Here is a 21,719-nt window from a genome sequence, read left to right on the forward strand (position 1 = left end):
TCGGGATGCCGGTGCGCAGGACGCGCAGACATACATCGTCATGTTATCCGGCCGTGACCTACGAGGTTGCTGGAGACGGTGGCATCCCCCGGCAGGTGACGGACCGCCGGCATCCGTCGGCCCGTAAGATCGGGCGCATGGCGGGTTTCTGGGGCAGACGCAAGCGCGAAGACGCGGAGATCGAGGCACAGGATGCCGAACTCAGTCGGAAGGCCGGGGCTGCCCTCGTCGCCGCCGACGAGCGCATCCGGGTGACCGACGACGAGTTGGCGTACGCCGAGATCGAACTCGGGCGCGACGCGACCAAGGACCTGCGCGACGCGCTGGCAGCCGTCCGCCAGCACCTCGGCGAGGCGTTCCAGCTGCATCAGCTCAACCACGACGAGATCCCCGACACCCCCGAGGAGCTGCGCACGCGCAACGCCCGGATCGTGCAGCTGTGCGAATGGGCCGAGGACCTGCTGGACGACCGTACCGAGACACTGGCCGAATCCATCGCCCGCGCCCGCCGCGCCCCCGAGATCATCGCCGGCATCCGCAGCGACGTGGCCCGGCTGCGCGAGCGTCTTCCCGCGCTGAACGCGAGTCTCGAGCGCCTGTCGACGCGGTACTCGGATGCCGCGATGCGCACCGTGCTCGGGAACGCGGCCGAAGCCGCCCAGCTGCTCGATTTCGCCGAGCACAGCTCAGAGGTGTCGGAGCGCCGCCGCGACGCCGGTCAGCGCGAGCAGGCGAACCTCGCCCTCGAGACCGCCATCGAGGCGTCCCGGCGCGCCGGCACCCTCGTCGAAGCGGTCGACACCTTCGAGATCGAAGCCCTTCGCGCCGAATCCACCCTCGCTGCGATCGTCGACGACTCGCGCGAGGACCTGATCGTCGCGCAGCCGCTCCGCGCGACACCCGAGGTCGCCGCCGCGGCCGCCGAACTCGAGTCGGCGCTCGGCGCGCTCACACCAGCGGGGAGCAAGCCCGACCCGTTCACCGAACTCAACCGGCTCCGCACCGCGAACGCCGCCCTCGACGCCGCGGTCGCCAAGGCCCGCGCCCGCGCGGAGCGTCCCGTCCCGTCCGAGGCGCACGTCCGGCACGCGATCGACGACGCCGACCGCCAGATCGGCGTCGCGCGCAGCGTCATCTCGGGCCACCGCGGCTGGATCGGCGCGGACGCCCGCACCCGCCTCGCCGAGGCCGAGCGGATCCGGAGTGACCTCATGCGCTTCGCCGGGCCGATCCCCGAGGACGACCGCGAGGAGGCGATGGGCCTCGCGCGTCGCGCCGGCCAGCTCGCCGCCGAGGCGCTCGATCTCGCCCAGCGCGACATCGACTCGTCGCGCCCCAACGACTGGGGCAACGGCGGCGGCTACGGCGGCCGGGGCATGGGCGGCGGCATGGGGGGCGGCAGCCTGGCCGGCGGTCTGCTCGGCGGTCTCGTGATCGGCGGGCTCCTCGACGGCATGTTCGACTGATGCCGGCGCTCGACGACGCCGTCGCGGTCTCGCAGGGATGGGATGTCCCGCACGCCTCTGTTGCGGTGGTCACCGCGGATGGGCGGACCGCGGCATCCGCCGGTGATCAGGACCGGGTGTACCGGCTCGCCTCGGTGACCAAACTCCTCAGCGCCTACGCGGCTCTCGTCGCCGTCGAGGAAGGCGCGCTCTCGCTCGACCAGCCCGCCGGCCCGCCGGGGGCGACCGTCGAGCATCTCCTCGCGCACACCGCCGGGTACGACTTCTCGTCGACGACCCTCCGCGCGGCTCCGGGCGAACGCCGCCTGTACTCCAACACGGGCTTCGAGGTCCTCGCCGATCTGCTGGAGTCCGAGACGGGGATCGCCTTCGACGCCTACGCCCACGAAGCGGTCTTCGCGCCGCTCGGAATGTCCCACACGTCGATCGGCGACTCCGCCGCGGCAGGCGGATCGTCCACGACCGCCGACCTGGCGCGCTTCGCCGCGGAGCTGCAGCAGCCGCGTCTGCTGGACCCGGCGACGCTCGAACACGCGACAGGGGTGTCGTTCCCCGGGCGCCGGGGCGTCCTCCCGGGGTTCGGCCAGCAGCCCGAGAACGACTGGGGCCTCGGACTGGAGATCCGCGGAACGAAGAACCCGCACTGGACGGGCGCCCACAACTCCCCCGAGACCTTCGGACACTTCGGCCAGTCCGGCACGTTCCTGTGGGTCGATCCTCGTGCGGATGCGGCGCTGGTCGCGCTGACGGACCGCCCCTTCGGCCCGTGGGCCGCCGAGGTCTGGCCCCCGTTCAGCGACGGAATCCTCGAGGCTCTCCGGAAGGATTGACCGCAGAAGTCATGAGACGAAGAGAGGGTGGATGCCGCGCGGCATCCACCCTCTCTTCGTCTGTCGTGTCAGGTCAGGAGGCGAGCTCCGCCGGTGCGGCCGTGGTGGTCAGGGAGATGACACCGTAGTCCCAGCCCTTGCGGCGGTACACGACGCTCGGCTGGTCGGTACGGGCGTCGATGAACAGGAAGAAGTCGTGGCCGACGAGTTCCATGCGGTCCACAGCGTCTTCCACCGTCATCCATTCGGGGTCGAACCGCTTAGTGCGGATGACGACGGGCGTGTAGTCCTCTTCGTCCTCTGCTCCCGTGATGATCGGCACTTCGCCCGTCGCCACAGCGCGGATGACGTCGACCGAGGCGGGCTGCACGTCGATGCCCTGGAGCGTCCCGGTGCCCTTCTCGAGCTTGGCGCCGCGGGGATGGTTGCGGAGGTCGACGCGCTTCTCCTTCGCCCGGCGGATCTGCTCGCCGAGCTTGGTCATCGCGAGATCGAGAGCGGCGAACTTGTCGCCGTCCACCGCCTCGGCGCGGACGACGGGACCCTTGCCGGTGAGGGTGACCTCGACGGTCTCGTCCTCACGGCCACCGTTGTGATAACTGCGGTGCGTCACCTTGATGTCGAGCCGTTGGGCCCGGGGGGAAAGGTGCTCGATGCGGGCGGACTTCTCCTCGACAACGGAGCGGAATCGGTCGCTGACGCTCACTCCCACGCCGACGATACTGATCTCCATCGTGACCTCCTTGTTCCGGTCCACCCGGTCAAGGGCGGACCTCGGTTCGCCTTGTGTCCCCCCACCGTAGTGCCGTCTCCCCGGTATGTCACGGCCAGATCACGATGAATCCGCCCTCAGCCGCGAGAGGCTCCGCGCAGCGGCGTGGAGGCGATCGTGACGGCGCCCGTCACAGGGACTCCCGCCTCGGCCAGCGCCCGCGCAGCCTCGGCGAGAGTCGCTCCCGTCGTCACCACATCGTCGACGAGGACGACGCTGCGTCCGGCGAGTCTCGCCGCCGCACGTCGCCGCACCCTCATCACGCCGGCGAGATTCGCGGCGCGCTCCCGGCGGCCGAGGACGCGCTGGTCGGCGGTCGGGCGCACGACACGCAGCAGCGCGAACGGCCGCCAGCCCGCGCGCCGGCACGCGAGGACGACGGGTGCGTACCCTCGGCGTCTCATCGACGGGCGGCTCGCGGGGATCGGCACGGGAACGGCGTCCCACCCGGACGGCCACGCCTCGCGGAGGGCCCTGCCGAGCGGCGCGGCGAGCGCGGTCCGCCCCTCCTCCTTGAACGCGCGGATGACGCGGGCCGCCACAGCATCGAAGACCAGGGCGCTGCGCACCTCCAGCCCGCCGACAAGACGCCGGGCACGAGGGTCGGGGCGGAGCTCCGCGACGCAGCGGTCGCACAGATCGACGTCGTTCAGGTCGCACCCCGCGCACACGACGGGGAACACGACGGTGAGGGCTTCTGCGACCGCGCGGCGCACGCGTGACGGGGCGCGGGGTTCCGTGGGATGCGGCATCCTCCCACCGTGCTCTACGACGACCGGTCGCGGCGGCGGTCGTGCCGCGTTGCGGATGGACGCACCAGGAGCTCTCCTGGGGAGGAGGATCAGCCGGGAAGTCCCTGCTGATCCGCCAGAACGCTGACGTCCGACGCGAGGATCTGCCAGGAGCCGCGCTGCGCGTAGAGACTGCCGTCGTCGGTCAGCAGGAAGACGCTGCCGCTCTGATTGCCGCCCGCGACCGCGACGACGCCGTCGGGCCCGCGGACCTCGGTCCCCTGGCCGCCCACCGTCTGCTCGCGGACGACCCGCTGCTGCCCGTCGACGTACACGACGGCGATGGTCGCCCCGTCGATCCACGACAGGTCGACCCCCCTGCCGCCGAGGGTCGCCACCGGGAGAGGTTGTCCGAGGGAGGTGGGGATGGAACCGCTTTCGTCGCGGATGATCCCCGCCACCCAGACGGCCCACTGTCCGCCGGACCGCACCAGCGCGGCCACGCGGGCGCCGTCGCGGGAGACCCGCATCGCCGCGACCTCCGTCGCGCCGACCCACCCGGCCGGGATCTTCCGCGCGGTACCGTCCGGGGCGTAGGCGACGACCTCCCCGGGCTGGTCCTCGGGCACCGTCCAGATGTACCCGAACGTGTCGATCGTCGGCGCCGTCATCCCCGCGCGGGTGTCCACCTCGGTCCGCTGACCGTCGGAGGACACGCGCAGGATCGCGCCGCTCCCGGTGCGCACCGCCGCCGTCGTACGCGCGGCATCCGTCTCCACCGACTCGGGATCCGCCTCGTCCAATGCGTCGCCGAGGCCCGGAACGTCCTCGACGTCGTTCCCGGAGAGGAAGCCGAATGCACCGTCGCGCAGGACGAGCGGGCGCGCATCGACCGCCGTCGACCTCGTGGTGCGCGCCGTGACTTCGAGGGGCTCGTCGCCGACGAGCATCTGCACATCGAGGATGCCCGCCCCGGCGAGGCTCGCCTCGAGCTGGGTCTTCATGCGCGCCAGGGTTTCGCGGTTGAGATCGCGGATCGACGGATCGAAGGAGATCTGCGCGATGCCGGATTGCACGGGAACGGAGGGCTGGGTGAGCGTCACCTCGCCCGTGAACGCCGATCGGACCGATTCCGCCAGCCAGGGACTCGGCGACCCCGAGACGAGGGCCGCGGTGATCCGCGTGGCGGGGTTGGTCGAGGGGAACCACCGCACATCCGGGATGAGGGTCCGCCACCCCCGGTCGAAGTAGGAGAGGTCGTAGCTCTGGAAGACCGAGCCGAATCGGTTGGCGTCGAGGACGATGCCGTCGGGTGCCTGCGCGATGCGCCACTGACCGCGTTCCTGCACGAGGGAGAAGGTGAAGGGGATGCGGCCGGGATCGGCCGGCCGGTAGGAACCGGTCGCATCGACGGTGGCGACCGGTTCGACACTGAAGACGAGCTCGTTCTCGGCGGGCGACGAGATCGAGCTCTCACCGGGCGCGTAGACGGTGACACCCGCCTGCGGCTGCCACTTCTGACGGAAGGTCGTCGTCAGGAACTCCTGCGCGACCTTCCAATTGCCGCGCGGCCCGGAACCGGCGGCGATGAACCCCTCGACGATCTGCTGAGGGGTGGCATCCTTCACCGGGCTGTTGGGGACGTAGGAGAAGTCCGGCGGACCCTCGACCTCGTCGATCGCCTTGCCGACGTGGACGGAACCGCCGGTGGGCAGACCCGCGCAGGCCGTCAGAACGAGGGCGAGGGCGAGCGCGATCACCGTACTGACGGTGCGACGGACGGTCATGGTCTCTCCTCCCGCGGCGGCAGGGTGATGGGCTGAGTGAGCCCGAGTTCCCCGAGCGCAGCGTCGTCTCGCGGGTCGAGCTCGATGGGTGATCCCCCGGTGAGGTGCTCCCCCGGCCGGCGGGGAAGGGTCAGCACGAAGTGACTGCCGCCGCCGAGCTCCGACCAGACCTCGAGGGTGCCGCCGTGCAGGCGCGCGTCTCCGAGGGCGATCGAGAGCCCCAGGCCCGTGCCGCCGATCGTCCGACGCCGCGACGGGTCCGCCCGCCAGAACCGGTCGAACACCCGCTCGGTGTCGGCGTCGCTCATGCCCAGGCCGAAGTCGCGGACCCCCAGCGCGACGGCGCGCTGATCGCTGTCGACTGTCACGACGATCGGACGACCCTCGCCGTGTTCGATCGCGTTGCCGAGCAGGTTCCGGACGATACGGCGGATGCGGCGAGGATCCATCTCCACCGGCGAGTAGCCGCCGGGGGCCACCAGTCGCACATCGCTGCCGTGCTGCTCCGCGAGCTGAGCCATCGACTCGATCGTGTCCTCGGCCAGGTGGGCGAGGCTCGTCGCCTCGAGCTCCAGCTGAACCGAGCCCGCGTCGTACCGGCTGATCTCGAGCAGGTCGCCGAGGAGCACCTCGAACCGCTGCACCTGGGCGTGCAGCAGCTCCGCGGCACGCGCGGTCGAGGGGTCGAACTCGTCGCGCTGGTCGTTGATCATGTCGGCCGCCAGGCGGATCGTCGTGAGCGGTGTGCGGAGCTCGTGCGAGACATCGGAGACGAAGCGCTGCTGCACGAGGGAGAGCTCTGCGAGCTCCTTGATCTGCCCTTCGATGCTGTCGGCCATCGCGTTGAAGGATCGACCCAGGGTCGCGAACTCGTCCTCGCCTCGGACGGGGAGGCGCACGGCCAGATCGCCGGCGGCGAGTTTGGCGCTCGTCTCGGCCGCCTGGGCGATGGGCACCGTCACCGACCTCAGGACGAACAGCGAGATCCCGCCGATGAGGACGAGGAGGGCTGCGCCGACCACCCAGAGGGTCACCTGCACGAACTGCAGCGTCTGCGCCTCCGACCCCAGGTCGTAGGCGAAGTACACCTCGTAGGCACCGGCCTCGGGCACGATCAGCTGTTGGCCGACGATGATGCCGGGGGTCTCGCCGCCGTCGGCCTCGGGCAGCCCGATGGACTGCCACCACTGCCGGTCCGCCGACAGCCGCACGCTTTCGCGGAGCTCCGGGCGGATCATCGACTCCTCGAGTCCGCCGGCCTCGAAGTTCTGCGGGGCGATCGCCGACGGCTCGTCGTCGATGCGGAACACCGCGAGCATCGTGGTCCCCGCCTGACGCGACAGGATCTCGCGCCGCACCTCGTCCATGAGGACCTGGAGCGCGACCTGGTCGCTGTCGACAACGGCCGCGTCGAACGTGCTCTGCGCCGCCTGCGTGGCGCGCTGCGCGGCATCCTGCACCTGCTCGGCGCGGGATTCGTACAGGTCGGTGAGGATCGCGAGGGACATCCAGACGAGCGCCACGACGATCGTCAGCGCGGTGAGGGTCAGCGTGACGACGAGAGTCCGGAAGCGCAGTGACCGTCGCCACAGGAACCGGATGCGTCGCTGCCAGGACCGCCAGTCGCGCCAGACCGGGACGACGGTGTGCGTACCGGTGCGAGCCGTCACCGACACGGGAGTATCCTCCGGCCGGTCACACGGCGGCGCCGGCGCGGTAGCCCACGCCGCGCACGGTCGTCACGATCTGCGGGTTGTCGGGGTCGCGCTCCACCTTCGCGCGCAGCCGCTGCACGTGGACGTTCACGAGCCGCGTGTCGGCCTTGTAGTGATAGCCCCAGACCTGCTCGAGGAGCATCTCGCGGGTGAAGACCTGCTGGGGCTTCGAGGCGAGGGCGACGAGGAGCTCGAATTCCAGCGGAGTGAGCGCGATGACCCCCTCCGCCCGACGGACCTCGTGCGCGGCGACGTCCACCGTCAGGTCGCCGATCCGCAGGTTCTCGGTCTGCGTGTCGGTGGTGGGCCGCAATCGGGTGCGGATGCGGGCGACGAGCTCCTTCGGGTTGAAGGGCTTGACGATGTAGTCGTCGGCGCCCGATTCCAGGCCCCGGACGACGTCGGCGGTATCGGTGCGGGCCGTGAGCATGATGATCGGGATGCCGGACTCGGCACGCACCCGGGTGCACACCTCGATGCCGTCCATGCCGGGCAGCATCAGGTCGAGCAGAATCAGGTCGGGACGCTCCTCACGCCACGCGTCGACGGCGCCCGCACCGTCGGCGCAGAAGGCCACGTCGAAGCCTTCGGTGCGCAGCACGATGCCGATCATCTCTGCGAGAGCGGTGTCGTCGTCGACAACCAGGATGCGGGATGTCATAGAGCCGATGTCGTCCTTCAGGGTTGGCGGATGCCGGTGCTCCGCCCACGGGTGAGTCCACAGTAACCGACAGGCGGCCGCTCCTGCCCGGACGACGCACGGCCCCTCCCGCGAAGGAGGGGCCGTGCGTCGTGATGGCGGTGCCGGTCAGCCGTGCAGGTCGAACCGGTCGAGCTCGGTCACCTTCGTCCACGCCGCGACGAAGTCGCGGACGAACTTCTCGGCGGCGTCGTCCGAGGCGTAGACCTCGGCGATCGCCCGCAGCTCCGAGTTCGAACTGAACACGAGGTCGGCACGGGTGCCCACACCGATCTGCGAACCGTCGGAAGCGACGCCGCGGAAGGCGTGCGAGCCCGGGTCGAGGGGCGTCCACGTCGACCCGAGGTCGAGCAGGTTCACGAACACGTCGTTCGTGAGCGCACCCGGCCGGCCGGTGAACACGCCGTGCGACGAGCCGTCCCAGTTCGCGCCGAGGGAGCGCAGGCCGCCCACGAGCACCGTCATCTCGGGCGCGCTGAGGGTCAGCAGGTTCGCCTTGTCGATGAGGTGGTGCTCCGCCGGGAGGAACGCGTTCGGTCCGTAGTAGTTGCGGAATCCGTCGGCGACCGGCTCGAGGTAGCCGAAGGACAGCTCGTCGGTCTGCTCCTGCGAGGCGTCGGTGCGGCCCGGGTGGAACGGCACGGAGACCTCGACACCGGCATCCTTCGCCGCCTTCTCGACACCCGCGTTGCCCGCGAGCACGATGAGGTCGGCGAGCGAGACCTTCTTGCCGCCCTGCTGCTCGGCGTCGAAGACGGCCTTCACGTCCTCGAGCGCGGCGAGGACCGTCTGCAGCTGCTCGGGGTTGTTCACCTCCCAGTCCTTCTGCGGCGCGAGGCGGATGCGGGCGCCGTTGACGCCGCCGCGCTTGTCGCTGCCGCGGAAGGTGGATGCCGCGGCCCAGGTCGTGGAGACCAGCTGCGCGACCGTGAGACCGGCGGCGAGGATGCGCTCCTTGAGCAGCGCGGCATCCGCGTCGTCGATGAGCTCGTGATCGACGGCGGGCACCGGGTCCTGCCAGATGAGCTCCTCCTGCGGCACCTCGGGGCCGAGGTAGCGCGCGACGGGACCCATGTCGCGGTGCGTCAGCTTGAACCACGCGCGGGCGAAGGCGTCGCCGAAGGCGACCGGGTCGTCCTTGAAACGACGCGAGACGGCGTCGTAGGCCGGGTCCATCCGAAGGGCCAGGTCGCTCGTGAGCATGCGCGGCTCGCGGCGGCCGTCGGAGTGCGCGAGCGGGACCATGTCCGCACCGGCGCCGTTGGTGGGACGCCACTGGTGTCCGCCGCCGGGGCTACGCATGAGCTCCCAGTCGTAGGCGTAGAGGATGTGGAAGAACTCGTTGTCCCACCGGGTCGGGTGGTAGGTCCAGGTGACCTCGAGGCCCGAGGTGATCGTGTCATCGCCCTTGCCGGTGCCGTGGCTGTTCTTCCAACCGAGACCCTGCTGCTCGAGACCGGCGGCCTCGGGATTGTCGTCCACGTTCGTGTCGGGCGCCGCGCCGTGCGTCTTGCCGAAGGTGTGACCACCGGCGATGAGCGCGACGGTCTCCTCGTCGTCCATCCCCATGCGGCCGAAGGTCTCGCGGATGTCGCGGGCCGACTTCAGCGGGTCGGGCTCGCCATTCGGGCCCTCGGGGTTGACGTAGATGAGGCCCATCTGGACCGCCGCGAGGGGCTTCTCGAGGTTGCGGTCGCCGCTGTAGCGCTCGTCGGCGAGCCACGTGGTCTCGGGGCCCCAGTACACGTCGTCGTCCGGCTCCCAGACGTCGGGGCGTCCGCCGCCGAAGCCGAAGGTCGAGAAGCCCATGGTCTCGAGCGCGACGTTGCCGGCGAGGATCATGAGGTCGCCCCACGAGAGCGCCTGGCCGTAGGTCTTCTTGACGGGCCAGAGGAGGCGCCGCGCCTTGTCGAGGTTGACGTTGTCGGGCCAGCTGTTCAGCGGCGCGAAGCGCTGCTGGCCGGTGCCGCCGCCGCCGCGACCGTCGGTCGCGCGGTAGGTGCCGGCCGAGTGCCAGGCCATGCGGATCATGAGGGGGCCGTAGTTGCCGAAGTCGGCCGGCCACCAGTCCTGAGAGGTCGTGAGGACCTTCGCGATGTCGGCCTTCACGGCGGCGAGATCGAGACCCTCGAAGGCGGCCTTGTAGTCGAAGTCCTCGCCGACGGGGTTGCCGACGGCCGGGTTCTTCTTGAGGATGCGGAGGTTCAGCTGGTTCGGCCACCACACCTGGTTGGCGGTGCCGACGGTCGGATGCGGCTGGCCCCCGTGGTTCGCGCGGTCGGCGCCGGGCGCCGTGTGGATGACGGGGCAGGCGTCGGCGGTGTTCTCCCGCGGCCGCGTCTCGCCGTCTCCGCGCTCATCGACCGGGGTGTCGATGGGGGTGACGGCCTGGTCGACGTCGGTGGCCTCGGCGCCGATGGGCTCGGCCTGGGGGTCACGGTCGCTCATGGTGATCCTTCCGTTCGGGTGGATGAGTGGTGGGCGGTGGGAGGTCAGGCGGCGGCCTCGGCGGCGCAGTCGCCGCAGAGACCCCAATAGGTCACCTCGGCCGCGGCGATCCGGAAGCCGTGGTCGTCAGCGGGGTGCAGGCAGGGCGCCGCGCCCACGGCGCAGTCGACGTCCTGGACGCGGCCGCAGGAGGTGCACACGAGGTGGTGGTGATTGTCGTCGACACGGAGCTCGAAGAGCATGGGCTGTCCGGCCGGCTCGATGCGGCGGACGATAGCGGCATCCGCGAAGTCGTTCAGCGCGTTGTAGACCGACTGGCGGCTCGCCTTCGGCAGCGCCCCCGCGACCTCGGCGAAGACGGCGTCCGCGCTCGCGTGCGGGTGGGCGGCGAGCGCGGCGAACACCGCGAGCCGGGACTCGGTCACCCGCAGACCCGCGTCGCGCAGGGCGCCGGCGGGGTCCAGGGCGAGATCGGTCATAGGACTCAGCCTACGCCTTCTTTTGATCTTATCAAAAGAGAATCGCGTCGGGCGTGTCGGCGTCAGTACCGGTAGTGGTCGAGCTTGTAAGGCCCCTCGACGGGCACGCCGATGTACGACGCCTGCTCCTGCGTCAGCTGCGTCAGCTGCACGCCGAGGGCGGGCAGGTGCAGGCGCGCGACCTTCTCGTCGAGCGCCTTGGGGAGCACGTACACGCCCGTCGGGTACTCGTCGATCCTCGTGAACAGCTCGATCTGCGCGAGCACCTGATTCGTGAACGAGGCGCTCATGACGAACGACGGGTGACCGGTCGCGTTGCCGAGGTTGAGGAGGCGCCCCTCCGACAGGACGATGATGCTGCGCCCCGTCGGCAGACGGTACTCGTGGACCTGGGGCTTGATCTCGACCTTCTCGACACCGGGCAGCGCCTCGAGCGCGGCCATGTCGATCTCGTCGTCGAAGTGACCGACGTTGCCGACGATGGCGAGGTGCTTGAGCGCGACGAGGTGGTCCACCGTGACGACACGAGTGTTGCCCGTCCCGGTGATGACGATGTCGACCTGGTCCCCGACATCCTCCAGGCGGGCGACCTGGTAGCCGTCCATCGCCGCCTGCAGGGCGCAGATCGGGTCGACCTCGCCCACGATGACGCGGGCGCCCTGGCCGCGCAGGGCCTCGGCGGCTCCCTTGCCGACGTCCCCGTACCCGACGACGAAGGCGACCTTGCCGCCGATGAGGACGTCGGTGGCGCGGTTGATGCCGTCGGGGAGGGAGTGTCGGATGCCGTACTTGTTGTCGAACTTCGACTTCGTCACCGAGTCGTTCACGTTGATGCCGGGGAACAGGAGCTTCCCGTCCGCGTGCAGCTCGTAGAGACGGTGGACCCCGGTCGTCGTCTCCTCGGTGACGCCGCGCAGCCCCGCCGCCAGACGCGTGAACCGCTGCGGGTCGCGTTCCAGACTGCTGCGGAGCGTCTCGAGGACGATGCGGTACTCCGCCGAGTCCGTGTGCGCGGCATCCGGCACCGCACCGGCCGCCTCGAATTCGACGCCCTTGTGAACGAGCAGGGTCGCGTCGCCACCGTCGTCGAGGATGAGGTTCGGGCCGTCGAAGCCCTCGTCGGTCCAATCGAAGATCCGGTCGGCGAGCTCCCAGTACTGCTCGAGCGTCTCCCCCTTGAAGGCGAACACCGGCACCCCGGCAGGCTCGGCGACGGTACCGCTCGGCCCCACGACGACGGCTGCGGCGGCTTCGTCCTGCGTGGAGAAGATGTTGCAGCTCGCCCACCGCACCTGCGCGCCGAGGACGACGAGCGTCTCGATGAGGACAGCGGTCTGCACCGTCATGTGCAGCGACCCGGCGATCCGTGCGCCGGCGAGCGGACGGCTGGCGCCGAACTCCTCTCGGAGCGCCATGAGTCCGGGCATCTCGTTCTCGGCGAGGCGGATCTGATGACGACCGGCCTCCGCGAGCGAGAGGTCGGCGACGACGTGTTCGATGGTCTTCACGGGAGTGGGCACGCGCCCATCCTCCCACGCGGGATCAGACGCGGAGCGTCTCGTGACGGACGACGACCCACCCCTTGGGCACCGACATCCTGCCGGTGTGGATGGCGCACAGATCGTGCGCGTGGGGGTCGTTCCCCGCGCCCAGCGGGCCGAGGACGGCCATCTGGTCGCCGTAGTCGTAGGTCAGGGTCGTCACGGCCTCGCGGGCGCAGCCCACCTTGGAGCAGAGTCTCTCGAGCATCGGATCCACGCTATCCGCGCGCCCCCACCGCGCGGGGAGGCCGCGCCGGTCTCAGCGCACCCCGCGGGCCGTCAACGCGTCGCCGAGGTCGTCCGCGTGACGCAGCGCGAGCACGAGGAAGGGAACCACGAACACCCGGATGCCGCGTGCCCCCCGCGCCCGCTGCGCATCGCGGACCTCGCGAGCCAGTCGGGCCAGCGTCGGCACCGTTCCGAGCGCGACGACGAGCAGGAGCGCGACGCGGGAGGCATCCACACCGACGATCCGGAGCGGTCCCAGCGCCCTCTCCACCACGTCGAGGAGCGCGGCGACCGGAGTCGTCAGGGCGAGGAGCCCGGCGAGGGCGACGGCGGCCACGATGCGAGCGGTGCCGACCGTCGCCGCCTCGACACCGAGGAAGATGCACGGGATGCCGAAGGCCACCACGACGAGCCAGCGGAGCGCCCACACCTGACGGCCGAGCTCCCTCATGCCCACGTCGGGGACGACGTAGCAGAGGACGCAGACGCCGACCGCGACGACCGCGGACGGCCACGCTGTCGGCAGGAGGGAGACGCCGAGCACGAGAAGCAGGAGGATAAGCGCCTTCGGCCCCGGCGGCATCCGGTGCCAGGGACCGGTGCCGGGGCGATACAGACTCAGCATCGCCAGCTCGCGGCGTAGCCTGCGACGACCTCGGCCGCGACGCCCACCTGGGCGATGCGGCCCTCGTGCACCCGGACGGCGACGTCGCAGCGCGCCGCCAGGTCGAGGTCGTGCGTCACGACGACCAGGCGATGCCCGCCGTCGGCGAGCAGGTGCCCGGCGACGATGCGGGCGTTCCGACCGTCGAGGAACGCCGTCGGTTCATCGGCGATCACGAGGTCCGGATGCCGGACGAACGCGCCGCACAGGGCGAGGAGTTGCTTCTGACCACCGGACAGCTCGTACGCGGGGCGATCGGCGAGCTCCGCGAGGGCGAACCTCTCGAGGGCGGCCGCGACACGCGCGTCGCGTTCCGGCCGGGGCAGCCGGTCCGCACGAAGGGAGAAGGCCACGTCCTCGGCGACGGTGGGCATGACGATCTGCGCATCGGGATTGCTGAAGACGATCGCGGTGCGGGGGCGGAGCGCCGCGGCATCCGCCACCGTGTCGAGACCGAAGACCTCGACACGTCCCCGCGTCGGCCGCACGAGCCCGCCGATGAGGCGGGCCAGCGTCGACTTGCCCGATCCGTTGTCGCCCACCACGGCGACGGTCCGCGCATCGAGCGCGAGGTCGACATCGCGGAGGACGTCGGTATCAGCCAGCCGAACCGAGACACCGGCGAGTCGGACGGCGCTCGTCACCGGACCGGCGCCGCCTCACGCGGAACGGTCACCCGCGGCGCCCAGATGCGCCGGAACGCACGCGGGTAGCCGCGGACCAGAGCACCGACGACGACGGTCGCGATGATCGCCTTCGCGAGGTCGCCGGGCACGAACGCGAGGTTGGCGAGGGCCGCTTGGTCGACGCCGATCCGCATGATGACGCTCTGGAGCGGGATGCCGCAGGCGTACACGGCCACGACTCCCCCGAGGAACACCCCGAGGAAGGTGCGCCACCACACCGGCCGCCGCCTCCCGGCATGCACGATCAGACCGATGATCACGACGCCGACGAGCCAACCGATGAGGTAGCCCGAGGTCGGGCCGACGAAGACGGCCGCTCCGCCGCGCCCGCCGGCGAGCAGGGGCAGCCCCAGGGCGACGAGTGCCAGCAGGGTGGCGACGGACACCGCGCCGACCAGCGGTCCGAGGATGGCACCGGCCAGCATGACACCCAACGTCTGCGCGGTGATGGGCACGCCGCCGAAGACGGAGAACGAACCCGGCAGTCCGAGGACGGCGATGACTCCGGCGAAGACCGCCGCTCGCGCGAGGTCGGTCGTGTCCAGACGCGGAGTCGGGCGTGGGTGGGTCATCTCATCCTCCTGAACGGTGTTCACGTGAACACCGTTCAGGTACGATAGCCCCGTGACTCCCCCGGACTCAAACCGGTCTCCCCGCCCGCCGCGGCGGACACGAGAGGACGTCGTCGACGCGGCGGTCGACCTGCTCGATCGGGTCGGCCTGCCCGACCTCTCCATGCGACGGCTCGCCGACGAGCTCGGGGTCCAGCCGAGCGCGCTCTACTGGCACGTGGCCAGCAAGCAGGAGCTGTTGGCGGCGGTGAGCGCTCGCATCCTGACCCCCGTCGCGCTCCGTCCGTCGGATCCGGAAGGCCTCGCCGAGGCGGCCGTCACGCTCGGCCACCGCCTCCACGATCGGCTCCTCGCCCACCGGGACGGTGCCGAGGTCGTCTCGAGTTCGCTGGCGCTCGGGCTCGTGGCATCGCCCCTGCACGAGGCCCTCTCCGGCCGGGAGGAGTCCGCGGCGGCCCACGTCGTCGCCGACGCCGTCACCCACTACGTCGTCGGGATCACCTTCCACGAACAGCAGCGCCGGTCAGCGGATGCCTGGGGTGCGGCCGCGCCCGAGGCGACCGTCACCCCCGCATCCTTCGAGCGCCCCGCCGACGACGCCTTCTCCTCCGCCCTCGCTCTCATCGTCGGCGGCATCGCCGTCTGGCAGGACGGCACCCGGCGGCCCGCCGACGCCTAGGATGGCGTCATGCGCAGCAAGGTGGACCCGTGAGGCGACGCGCTCGCACGACCGCTCGCCCCGACCGGCACGGTCGACACGGCCGTCTGGACCGCAGCTCCGTCGTCCGCCCGCCCCTCCCCGCCATCGAGACGCGCGCCGAGAAGTTCGACCTGACCGTCACGACGGCCGTCGAGTTCCTGCGGAGCGCCTGGCCCGAACTCCGGGAGGTCCGCTTCGACATCGGGTGGATGCCGGACGCATCCGATGACGACGGCATCCCCCGCTGGCAGGTCCAGGGCGAGCAGAAGCGGATCATCCTCTTCCGCCTGCCGATCGAACGGCTCGCGCGACTCCACCGCAACGACGATCTGCACCGCCGCATGATGATCGAGAGCTGCGTCTTCCGCGCCGCAGCCGAGTACCTCGACCGCGACCCGTGGGACCTGGGTCCCGACCGTTTCCGGTTCTGACCGCGACCGACACCGCTCCGGCGGGTGTCAGCGAGGCCGCACCACGACGGGCGCGGCGGCCGCGTCCGCAGGGAGGACCGGATAGCCGGCGATCGCATCGGGCGCGGAGAACGTGACGCTCGCGCGGAGGGTGCCGCCGGCCGGATCCAGCCGGTAGAGCTCGCCCGCGCGCAGGTCGACCGACGCCGATCCGCCCGCCGGGATCCGAACCTCGCTCGGCTCGCCGGCCCCGGCAGCGCCGGTGAGGACCGCCGCGACTTCCTGCGCTCCCGGGTTGACGATCGCGAGCTGCGGCTGCGGTCCCTGCGCGACGGCGAGGAGCGAGGGGACCCGGATGTCGTCGGCCGTGCCGTACCAGGCGAAATCAGATCCGGCATCCGCCCCGGTCGAGGCGTGGGCCGAGGCGACGACGGGAGCCCCGGCATCCACGTCCACGCGGTACCTTCCCGGGGGCAGCCTCTCCATGTCGATCTCGAGCGGGACACCCGTGGTCAATGCCAGATCGCTGAACGACGCCGCTGCCGTCCGCCCGCCGACGGGCGTCACCGACACCGACACCGTGGTGTCGTCGGAGGGCGCCAGTACGCGAACGGCGGTGTCGGTGGGCTCATCGCGCTCGCCGACGGCGCTGAAGGCGGGGATGGTCTGCTGCGTGCGCGGCAGGCCCGTCGCACCCCCCTCGTCCACGCCGACCGGCACGAGGGTGCGGGTGAGGCTCGATTGGAGCACCGCCTGCACGGGGGCCTGCGTGGCCGAGACGAGGACGACCGGACTGGTCTCGCCGAGCGCGAGGGACGCGAGCGGGACGATCCGCTGCTGCTGCGGCGGAATCAGGATGCCCGCGCCCGCCTCGGGTGTCGTCCGACCGCCGGACGCGAAGACGGTGAGATCCACGCGCGCAGCGACGTCCCCGGGATTGGCGATGACCACGAGATCGGCGGCGCCCGTGAGACCGCTGCCGGCGGAGAGCCACGTCTCCATGGCGGGCGGCGTGCACGCCGACGCCGCGAAACCGGCCAGGTCGTCGGCGTTCACGCGCGACGATCCTGCGGCAGCGAGGTCCGTTCGCACCCTTTCGACGGGAACCGCGGAGAACGACAGGGCCGGCGGGCCGTCGGCCACCGCCGAAGCGACCTCGCTCTGTGCCGGCGCGGCATCCCCCGCAGCGGTTCCCGAGACGACGCTCTGCGACGCGGCGACCTGGACCGCGGCGGCATCATCGGTGTTCCGGCCCGCGGCGAACAGCGGTCCCGTGCAGGACAACAGCGATGTCGCCGCCTCGGGACGGGTCGTGAGCGACAGCGTGGACCGGTCGACCTCGGGCAGCGGCGTGGTCACGAGGAAGAACGTGCCGACGACGACGAGGACGCTGACCACGCCCCCGGCGCCCCGACGGATCCGGCGGGCGGTCGTCACGAGCTGCCCCTCTCTGCAGCGAGCGCGTCGCGCTCCCCGATGATCCGCGGGTGTCGGCGTCCCGCGCGCAGGCTCGCCCGGGTCGGGACCGCAAGCAACAGCGCGACCACGATCACGCCGAGTTGGAGGAGTGCGACCCGGAGCGTCGTCGGTCCCGATGCGTCGTCGACGGTGCGCTCCGCGATGGCACCCTCCACGCTCCACAGGACGCCGCGGGCCGTCTCGCCGACGCTCACGAGGTCGGCCCGCTGGTTCAGCAGGTTCTGAGCACCCAGTCGGCCCGCCCGGGCGAGGTCGCTCTCGCGGGGCGCCCGCTCGAGGAGCACGTAGGCGATCCCGTGGCTGGCGAGGGTGGACACGACATCGCCCCCGGCCGTCGAGACGAGGTCGGCCGTCACGTGTGCGAGCTCCCGGTCGCCCGCGGTCAGGTCGGGGCGTGTGGACTGCAGCGTCGTCTGTCCGCCGAGGGTTTCACTGGCACCCCAGACCACCGACGCCGAGTAGGCGGCATCCGGCTGCACCGTGAGGACGAGCGTCGCGGTCTGTTCGCCGTCGCGCTCCCCCTCGCTGCCCGCGGTCTGGACGTACGCCGGGAGGGTGCTCGTCGGCCCGTCGGCGAGTGCCGCATCCCCTCGGACGACGGCGGTCAGCGCGGGCACCGCGCCGACGGCGAGGAAGGCGATGATCACGGACGCCGCCACGGGAACGAGGGCGTCGACGCGGCGCAACCCGTCGAGGCCAGCGACGGCGGCGAGGACGAGGCCGGCCCACGCGAGCGAGAGTCCGCTCCCGGGCCAGATCGGGACCGAGCCGGACATTCCGACCGTCAGAGCGACACCCGACCCCGCGACCGCGGTCGCGACACCGAGGACTCCCGCCACCAGGGCGACGGATGCCGGGAGCAGGCGGCCGAGGACCGGCCCGAGGAGCGCGAGGACTACGACGGGAGCCGTGAACGCGGCGGCCCACCACGCGCGCCCGTCCTCGCCGAGGAACTGCGCCCATCCGACCCCGTCCGTCGACGGGTAGCCGAAGGCGAAGAGCACCTTGGGCAGCAGACCGGCCGGGTCACCCGTGACGGCGAGGGGACGCCCGGGATCGGCGAAGACGGCGAGCGCATCGCCCACGCTCAGGTGGTACCAGCAGAGGGGGAGGAAGACGGCGACGGACGGCACGACGAGCCACGCGATGCGACCGGCTCCACGTCCACGGCGAGTGGCGATCGCCAGCCCGAGCCCCATGAGCCAGAGCACGATCAGCGCGGGTCCCAGCGAGGGCGCGCACGCCACCACGACCACCAGGATGATCGACGCCAGTCCGGCGCTGCTCCACGAGCGGCGCGCGGCGAGCGCCGTGTAGACCAGCCACGGCAACGCGAGATGGAGGATGACCGCGGCCGGTCGGCCCTCGACGAGGGCGGCGAGGAACATCGGTGCGACGGCCCACGCGAATCCCGCGGCGGCGCGGAGGACGGGACGCGCCGTTATGCGCGTCGCGGCGAACCAGCCGCCGAGCGCCGCGAGCGGCAGAGCGAGGAACCACAGGATGACGAGGGCCCGGGACGGGGCGAGGGGTGACAGCGAGCCGATCACGGCCACGACGGCGGCGAACGGATCGGCGGGACCCACGGTGTCCCACCCCAGCGCGCGCGGACCGTAGGCGGCATCGGTCCACAGCGCGAGGACGCCGCTGCGCAGCGGCGCCAGTCCGCCGCCGCCGAGGACAGGCCAGGCCAGAAGGGCGCCGAACGACAGAACCGACGTCGCGAGCGCGCCGAGGACGAGCCAGGCCCCTCCTCCGCTGAAGAAGTGGAGGTCTTCCCGCGGCGTCGCCGCGGCGTCCGCCTCGTCTTCGAGGCGCTCGCGGAGGTCGCGGCGTCCGATCCGCAAGGACGCGAGCGAGGACCACGACGCCGACCGGTGCCGGCGGATGTTGCGGCGCGCACGCACCACGGACGCGAGACCGAACAGGACGGAGAACGACGCCACCCACTCCGGCCCGATGCGACCCGGATTCTTCGCTAGCAGGTGACCGAGAGTCCGCCAGAGCGCCAACGGGAGAAGACTCAGCCAGTGGAACGGGACGGCGAGCGCCGGCGCGTACGCCATCCGGCGGTGCAACTGCGCCTTGCGTTCGGCGTACTGGCGACGCCCCCGAGCACCCACCGAGCGACCGGTCGGCGCGCCGGCGACACCGTCGCCCGCGACGGCCACGAGTGCGGTGGGAGCGAGAGCGACGCGTCCCCCCGACAGACGGGCGCGGATGCCGAGATCGAGGCCTTCATCCGCGCCGGCGAGACCCGGGTCGACTCCGCCGAGGTCGCGCCACACCTGCGAACGGACGAGGACGCCGCGGATGTCCGACCCGAGGACGTCTTCGCCGGTGTCGTGCTGCCCCTGGTCCAGCTCCCCGTCGGCCAGGCCCACCGTGCGGCCGGTGCGCGTCATGGTGACGCCGAGGGAGACGATGCGACTCGCGTCATCCCACGAGACCAGTTTCGGTGCCGCCAGGGCGACGGATGGCGCGGTCTCCAGCGCACCCGCGAGCCGCGCGAGCGCGTCCGGGGCGGGAGCGGTGTCCTGCGCGAGCAACCAGACGGCGTCTCCCGACACACGCCGACTGGCGAGCCGGAGCGCGTCGGCGAATCCGGTCGCACGCCCCGTGACGATGACCGCTTCGGCGCCGGATTCGGACGTCAGCTTCTTGAGCGCCTCGTCTGGGCCGCACAGAACGACGGTGAGCGCGTCGACGCGCCGCGTCTGGGCGGCGAGCGCGCGCAGGGTGCGGCTCAGGTGGAGATCAGTGGGGCCGCGTCCGTGGGGGCGGACGACGAGGATCGCGTGTACTCGGGCGGGCATGACCAGGTCAGCCTAGGTCGCGCATCGACCGTCGCGGGGAGGACGGGCGGGGTGGCGCGGATCGCGTCAGGAAGCGTGTCGCTTGAGCTTGCGGCGCTCGCGCTCGCTGAGGCCGCCCCAGATGCCGAACCGCTCATCGTTCTGCAGCGCGTACTCCAGGCATTCCCCGCGGACGTCGCAGGACGTGCAGATGCGCTTCGCATCCCGCGTGGATCCGCCCTTCTCCGGGAAGAACGCCTCGGGATCGGTCTGTGCGCACAGGGCGTCGGCCTGCCACGCGAGGGCCGCGTCCTCATCGGTGTCGATGCGCCGGCGGACACCGGGGACCCCGAGGTTCACCGGGTCGACGAACCAGTTCTCGGGAACGCCGGAACGGTAACCCGTCATCTTGCTCTCCCACCTGTAGACACTCGCCGCGGTGCGGCCGATGCCTAATTACACCCGTGTGATTCGCTTCGGTCAAGTCGCAAATCGTAAACCCTCAACCCGACATTGAATCTTCTTGAGGTCACCGGCGTGTCGCGACCCTCACCGGCGGCGACCGGGCTGCGCGATGTAGACCACGCCGACACCGTCCACGGTGAGCGAGTTCTCGCCCTGGGCGTAGGCGGCCGCGCCCGAAACGAGGTCGACGCGCTGCCCGTCGCCGGATACGGAAACCGCTCCGGCGGTCGCGAGCACGATCGCCGGGCCGTCGAGCGCGACCGTCCGGGACGTGCCGGTCATCCGATGACGCGTCAGGAGGAAGTCGGGCACCCCGGCGTCGAAGACCTCCCCTGCATCCTCGTCGCCGCGGGGCGCGAGGACGGGAGCGGCTGCGGGCTCCGTGTCGACGATGCGCATGAGCTCGGGGACATCGATGTGCTTCGGCGTGAGCCCGCCCCGGAGGACGTTGTCGCTCGCCGCCATCAGCTCCACGCCGAGGCCGTCCTGATAGGCGTGGAGAACGCCCGCCGGGGCGAAGACGGCCTCACCTGCACGTAGCACGACGAGGTTCATGAGGACCGCCACGACGATGCCCGCGTCGCCCGGGAAGTCCCGGACGATGGCGCGGAGAACGTCGATCTCCTCCTCGAAGCCGGGCACGTCGGCATCCCGGATCGCGGCGGACACGTCCGTGACGATGTCGTCCGCGCGCCCGCTGAGGACCGCTTCGATGACGGCGCGCAGCGCGTCGGCGGGGGCGGCGGCGGTCAACTCGTTCCGGAGTCTCAGGACGCCGGATGCCTCGCCGAGCCCCGCGAGCAGACGGTCGGTGTCCGCCACGGGACGCAACCCGACGAGGGCGCGGAAGCGCTCGCTCAGCGCGACGATGATCTCCGGCTTGTGGTTGTCGTCGCGGTAGACGCGCTCCGCCGCGTCGCGAGGGACGCCTGCCGTTTCCTCCGCGGCATAGCCCGCCTTCGCCTGGGCGAGGTCGGGATGCGCCTGAATGGACAGCGACGACGACGCCGCGAGGATCTTCAGCAGGAACGGGAGAGGCGGCTCGCCGGCGTGCGCCCGCGCATCAGCGAGGGTCCGCCCGTCGCCGAGGATCGCGGGACTCCCCGGATGGTCACCGAACCAGACCTCGGCCTCGGGCGCTCCGGTGGGCGTCCGCCCCTGCAGCTCGGGGATGGCCGTGGGAGAACCCCACGAATAGTCACGGGGGGCGTTCGCCAGCGTCTCGAGCACGCGATCAGCCTAGGCCGTGAG

General features: G+C 71.5%; 20 protein-coding genes. 4 read left to right on the forward strand and 16 right to left on the reverse strand.

Features of this window, described 5'->3' with window-relative positions; all coding sequences use genetic code 11:
• Positions 1–137 precede the first annotated feature (137 nt).
• Positions 138–1,466, forward strand: a complete 1,329-nt coding sequence (locus ABCU91_RS13625; protein ID WP_413354131.1) for a hypothetical protein — start codon at positions 138–140, stop codon at positions 1,464–1,466.
• Positions 1,466–2,296 carry a serine hydrolase domain-containing protein gene (locus ABCU91_RS13630; RefSeq protein WP_406923630.1) on the forward strand — a complete coding sequence of 277 codons (831 nt, stop codon included), beginning with the start codon at positions 1,466–1,468 and terminating at the stop codon, positions 2,294–2,296. The genes ABCU91_RS13625 and ABCU91_RS13630 overlap by 1 nt, the downstream gene beginning before the upstream one ends.
• Before the next feature lie 73 nt (positions 2,297–2,369).
• Here the strand turns inward: ABCU91_RS13630 and hpf are convergent, their stop codons facing one another.
• The 12 genes from hpf to ABCU91_RS13690 all read right to left on the reverse strand — a co-directional run bounded on the left by hpf (position 2,370) and on the right by ABCU91_RS13690 (position 14,619).
• Positions 2,370–3,029 carry a ribosome hibernation-promoting factor, HPF/YfiA family gene (hpf, locus tag ABCU91_RS13635; RefSeq protein WP_205803102.1) on the reverse strand — a complete coding sequence of 220 codons (660 nt, stop codon included), beginning with the start codon at positions 3,027–3,029 and terminating at the stop codon, positions 2,370–2,372.
• A 116-nt stretch (positions 3,030–3,145) separates the two neighbouring features.
• Entirely contained in the window at positions 3,146–3,820 is a 675-nt protein-coding gene (locus ABCU91_RS13640) for a ComF family protein (protein WP_413354132.1), read from the reverse strand.
• Between the two features lie 89 nt (positions 3,821–3,909).
• A complete protein-coding gene (locus ABCU91_RS13645) occupies positions 3,910–5,586 on the reverse strand; it encodes an LpqB family beta-propeller domain-containing protein (RefSeq protein WP_413354133.1) in 1,677 nt (558 codons plus the stop codon).
• Positions 5,583–7,262 carry an MtrAB system histidine kinase MtrB gene (gene mtrB, locus ABCU91_RS13650; protein WP_406923627.1) on the reverse strand — a complete coding sequence of 560 codons (1,680 nt, stop codon included), beginning with the start codon at positions 7,260–7,262 and terminating at the stop codon, positions 5,583–5,585. The genes ABCU91_RS13645 and mtrB overlap by 4 nt, the downstream gene beginning before the upstream one ends.
• Positions 7,263–7,281: 19 nt before the next feature.
• A complete protein-coding gene (mtrA, locus tag ABCU91_RS13655; protein WP_413354134.1) occupies positions 7,282–7,962 on the reverse strand; it encodes an MtrAB system response regulator MtrA in 681 nt (226 codons plus the stop codon).
• Between the two features lie 147 nt (positions 7,963–8,109).
• Positions 8,110–10,449 (reverse strand): catalase/peroxidase HPI, encoded by a 2,340-nt coding sequence (gene katG, locus ABCU91_RS13660; RefSeq protein WP_413354135.1) that lies wholly within the window; start codon positions 10,447–10,449, stop codon positions 8,110–8,112.
• A 44-nt stretch (positions 10,450–10,493) separates the two neighbouring features.
• Positions 10,494–10,928 (reverse strand): Fur family transcriptional regulator, encoded by a 435-nt coding sequence (locus ABCU91_RS13665; RefSeq protein ID WP_406923624.1) that lies wholly within the window; start codon positions 10,926–10,928, stop codon positions 10,494–10,496.
• 62 nt (positions 10,929–10,990) lie between these two features.
• Positions 10,991–12,448: an adenosylhomocysteinase gene (ahcY, locus tag ABCU91_RS13670; RefSeq protein ID WP_413354136.1), complete on the reverse strand. Its 1,458-nt coding sequence runs from the start codon at positions 12,446–12,448 to the stop codon at positions 10,991–10,993.
• 22 nt (positions 12,449–12,470) lie between these two features.
• Entirely contained in the window at positions 12,471–12,677 is a 207-nt protein-coding gene (locus ABCU91_RS13675) for a DUF3499 family protein (RefSeq protein ID WP_036313226.1), read from the reverse strand.
• 51 nt (positions 12,678–12,728) lie between these two features.
• Positions 12,729–13,322: a CbiQ family ECF transporter T component gene (locus tag ABCU91_RS13680; RefSeq protein ID WP_413354137.1), complete on the reverse strand. Its 594-nt coding sequence runs from the start codon at positions 13,320–13,322 to the stop codon at positions 12,729–12,731.
• Entirely contained in the window at positions 13,316–14,005 is a 690-nt protein-coding gene (locus tag ABCU91_RS13685) for an energy-coupling factor ABC transporter ATP-binding protein (protein ID WP_413354138.1), read from the reverse strand. The genes ABCU91_RS13680 and ABCU91_RS13685 overlap by 7 nt, the downstream gene beginning before the upstream one ends.
• Positions 14,002–14,619 (reverse strand): biotin transporter BioY, encoded by a 618-nt coding sequence (locus ABCU91_RS13690; RefSeq protein ID WP_413354139.1) that lies wholly within the window; start codon positions 14,617–14,619, stop codon positions 14,002–14,004. Before ABCU91_RS13690 ends, ABCU91_RS13685 begins: the two co-directional genes overlap by 4 nt.
• A gap of 52 nt (positions 14,620–14,671) precedes the next feature.
• Here ABCU91_RS13690 and ABCU91_RS13695 point away from each other — a divergent pair, with 52 nt between their 5' ends.
• Together ABCU91_RS13695 and ABCU91_RS13700 are read left to right on the forward strand one after the other, a co-directional pair.
• Positions 14,672–15,298 carry a TetR family transcriptional regulator gene (locus ABCU91_RS13695; RefSeq protein WP_413354140.1) on the forward strand — a complete coding sequence of 209 codons (627 nt, stop codon included), beginning with the start codon at positions 14,672–14,674 and terminating at the stop codon, positions 15,296–15,298.
• Positions 15,299–15,327: 29 nt separating this feature from the next.
• Entirely contained in the window at positions 15,328–15,750 is a 423-nt protein-coding gene (locus ABCU91_RS13700) for a metallopeptidase family protein (protein ID WP_172824683.1), read from the forward strand.
• 27 nt (positions 15,751–15,777) lie between these two features.
• Here ABCU91_RS13700 and ABCU91_RS13705 read toward each other — a convergent pair whose 3' ends face one another.
• The 4 genes from ABCU91_RS13705 to manA form a co-directional block, all read right to left on the reverse strand.
• Positions 15,778–17,166, reverse strand: a complete 1,389-nt coding sequence (locus ABCU91_RS13705; protein ID WP_413354141.1) for a DUF5719 family protein — start codon at positions 17,164–17,166, stop codon at positions 15,778–15,780.
• Positions 17,163–20,024, reverse strand: a complete 2,862-nt coding sequence (locus tag ABCU91_RS13710; protein ID WP_413354142.1) for a glycosyltransferase — start codon at positions 20,022–20,024, stop codon at positions 17,163–17,165. Before ABCU91_RS13710 ends, ABCU91_RS13705 begins: the two co-directional genes overlap by 4 nt.
• A gap of 66 nt (positions 20,025–20,090) precedes the next feature.
• Positions 20,091–20,411, reverse strand: coding sequence for a WhiB family transcriptional regulator (locus ABCU91_RS13715; protein ID WP_413354143.1), 321 nt, complete (start codon positions 20,409–20,411; stop codon positions 20,091–20,093).
• Between the two features lie 141 nt (positions 20,412–20,552).
• A complete protein-coding gene (gene manA, locus ABCU91_RS13720) occupies positions 20,553–21,698 on the reverse strand; it encodes a mannose-6-phosphate isomerase, class I (RefSeq protein WP_413354144.1) in 1,146 nt (381 codons plus the stop codon).
• Positions 21,699–21,719: the final 21 nt, after the last annotated feature.

Source organism: Microbacterium phoenicis, from assembly GCF_047302325.1.
Classification (GTDB): Bacteria; Actinomycetota; Actinomycetes; order Actinomycetales; family Microbacteriaceae; genus Microbacterium.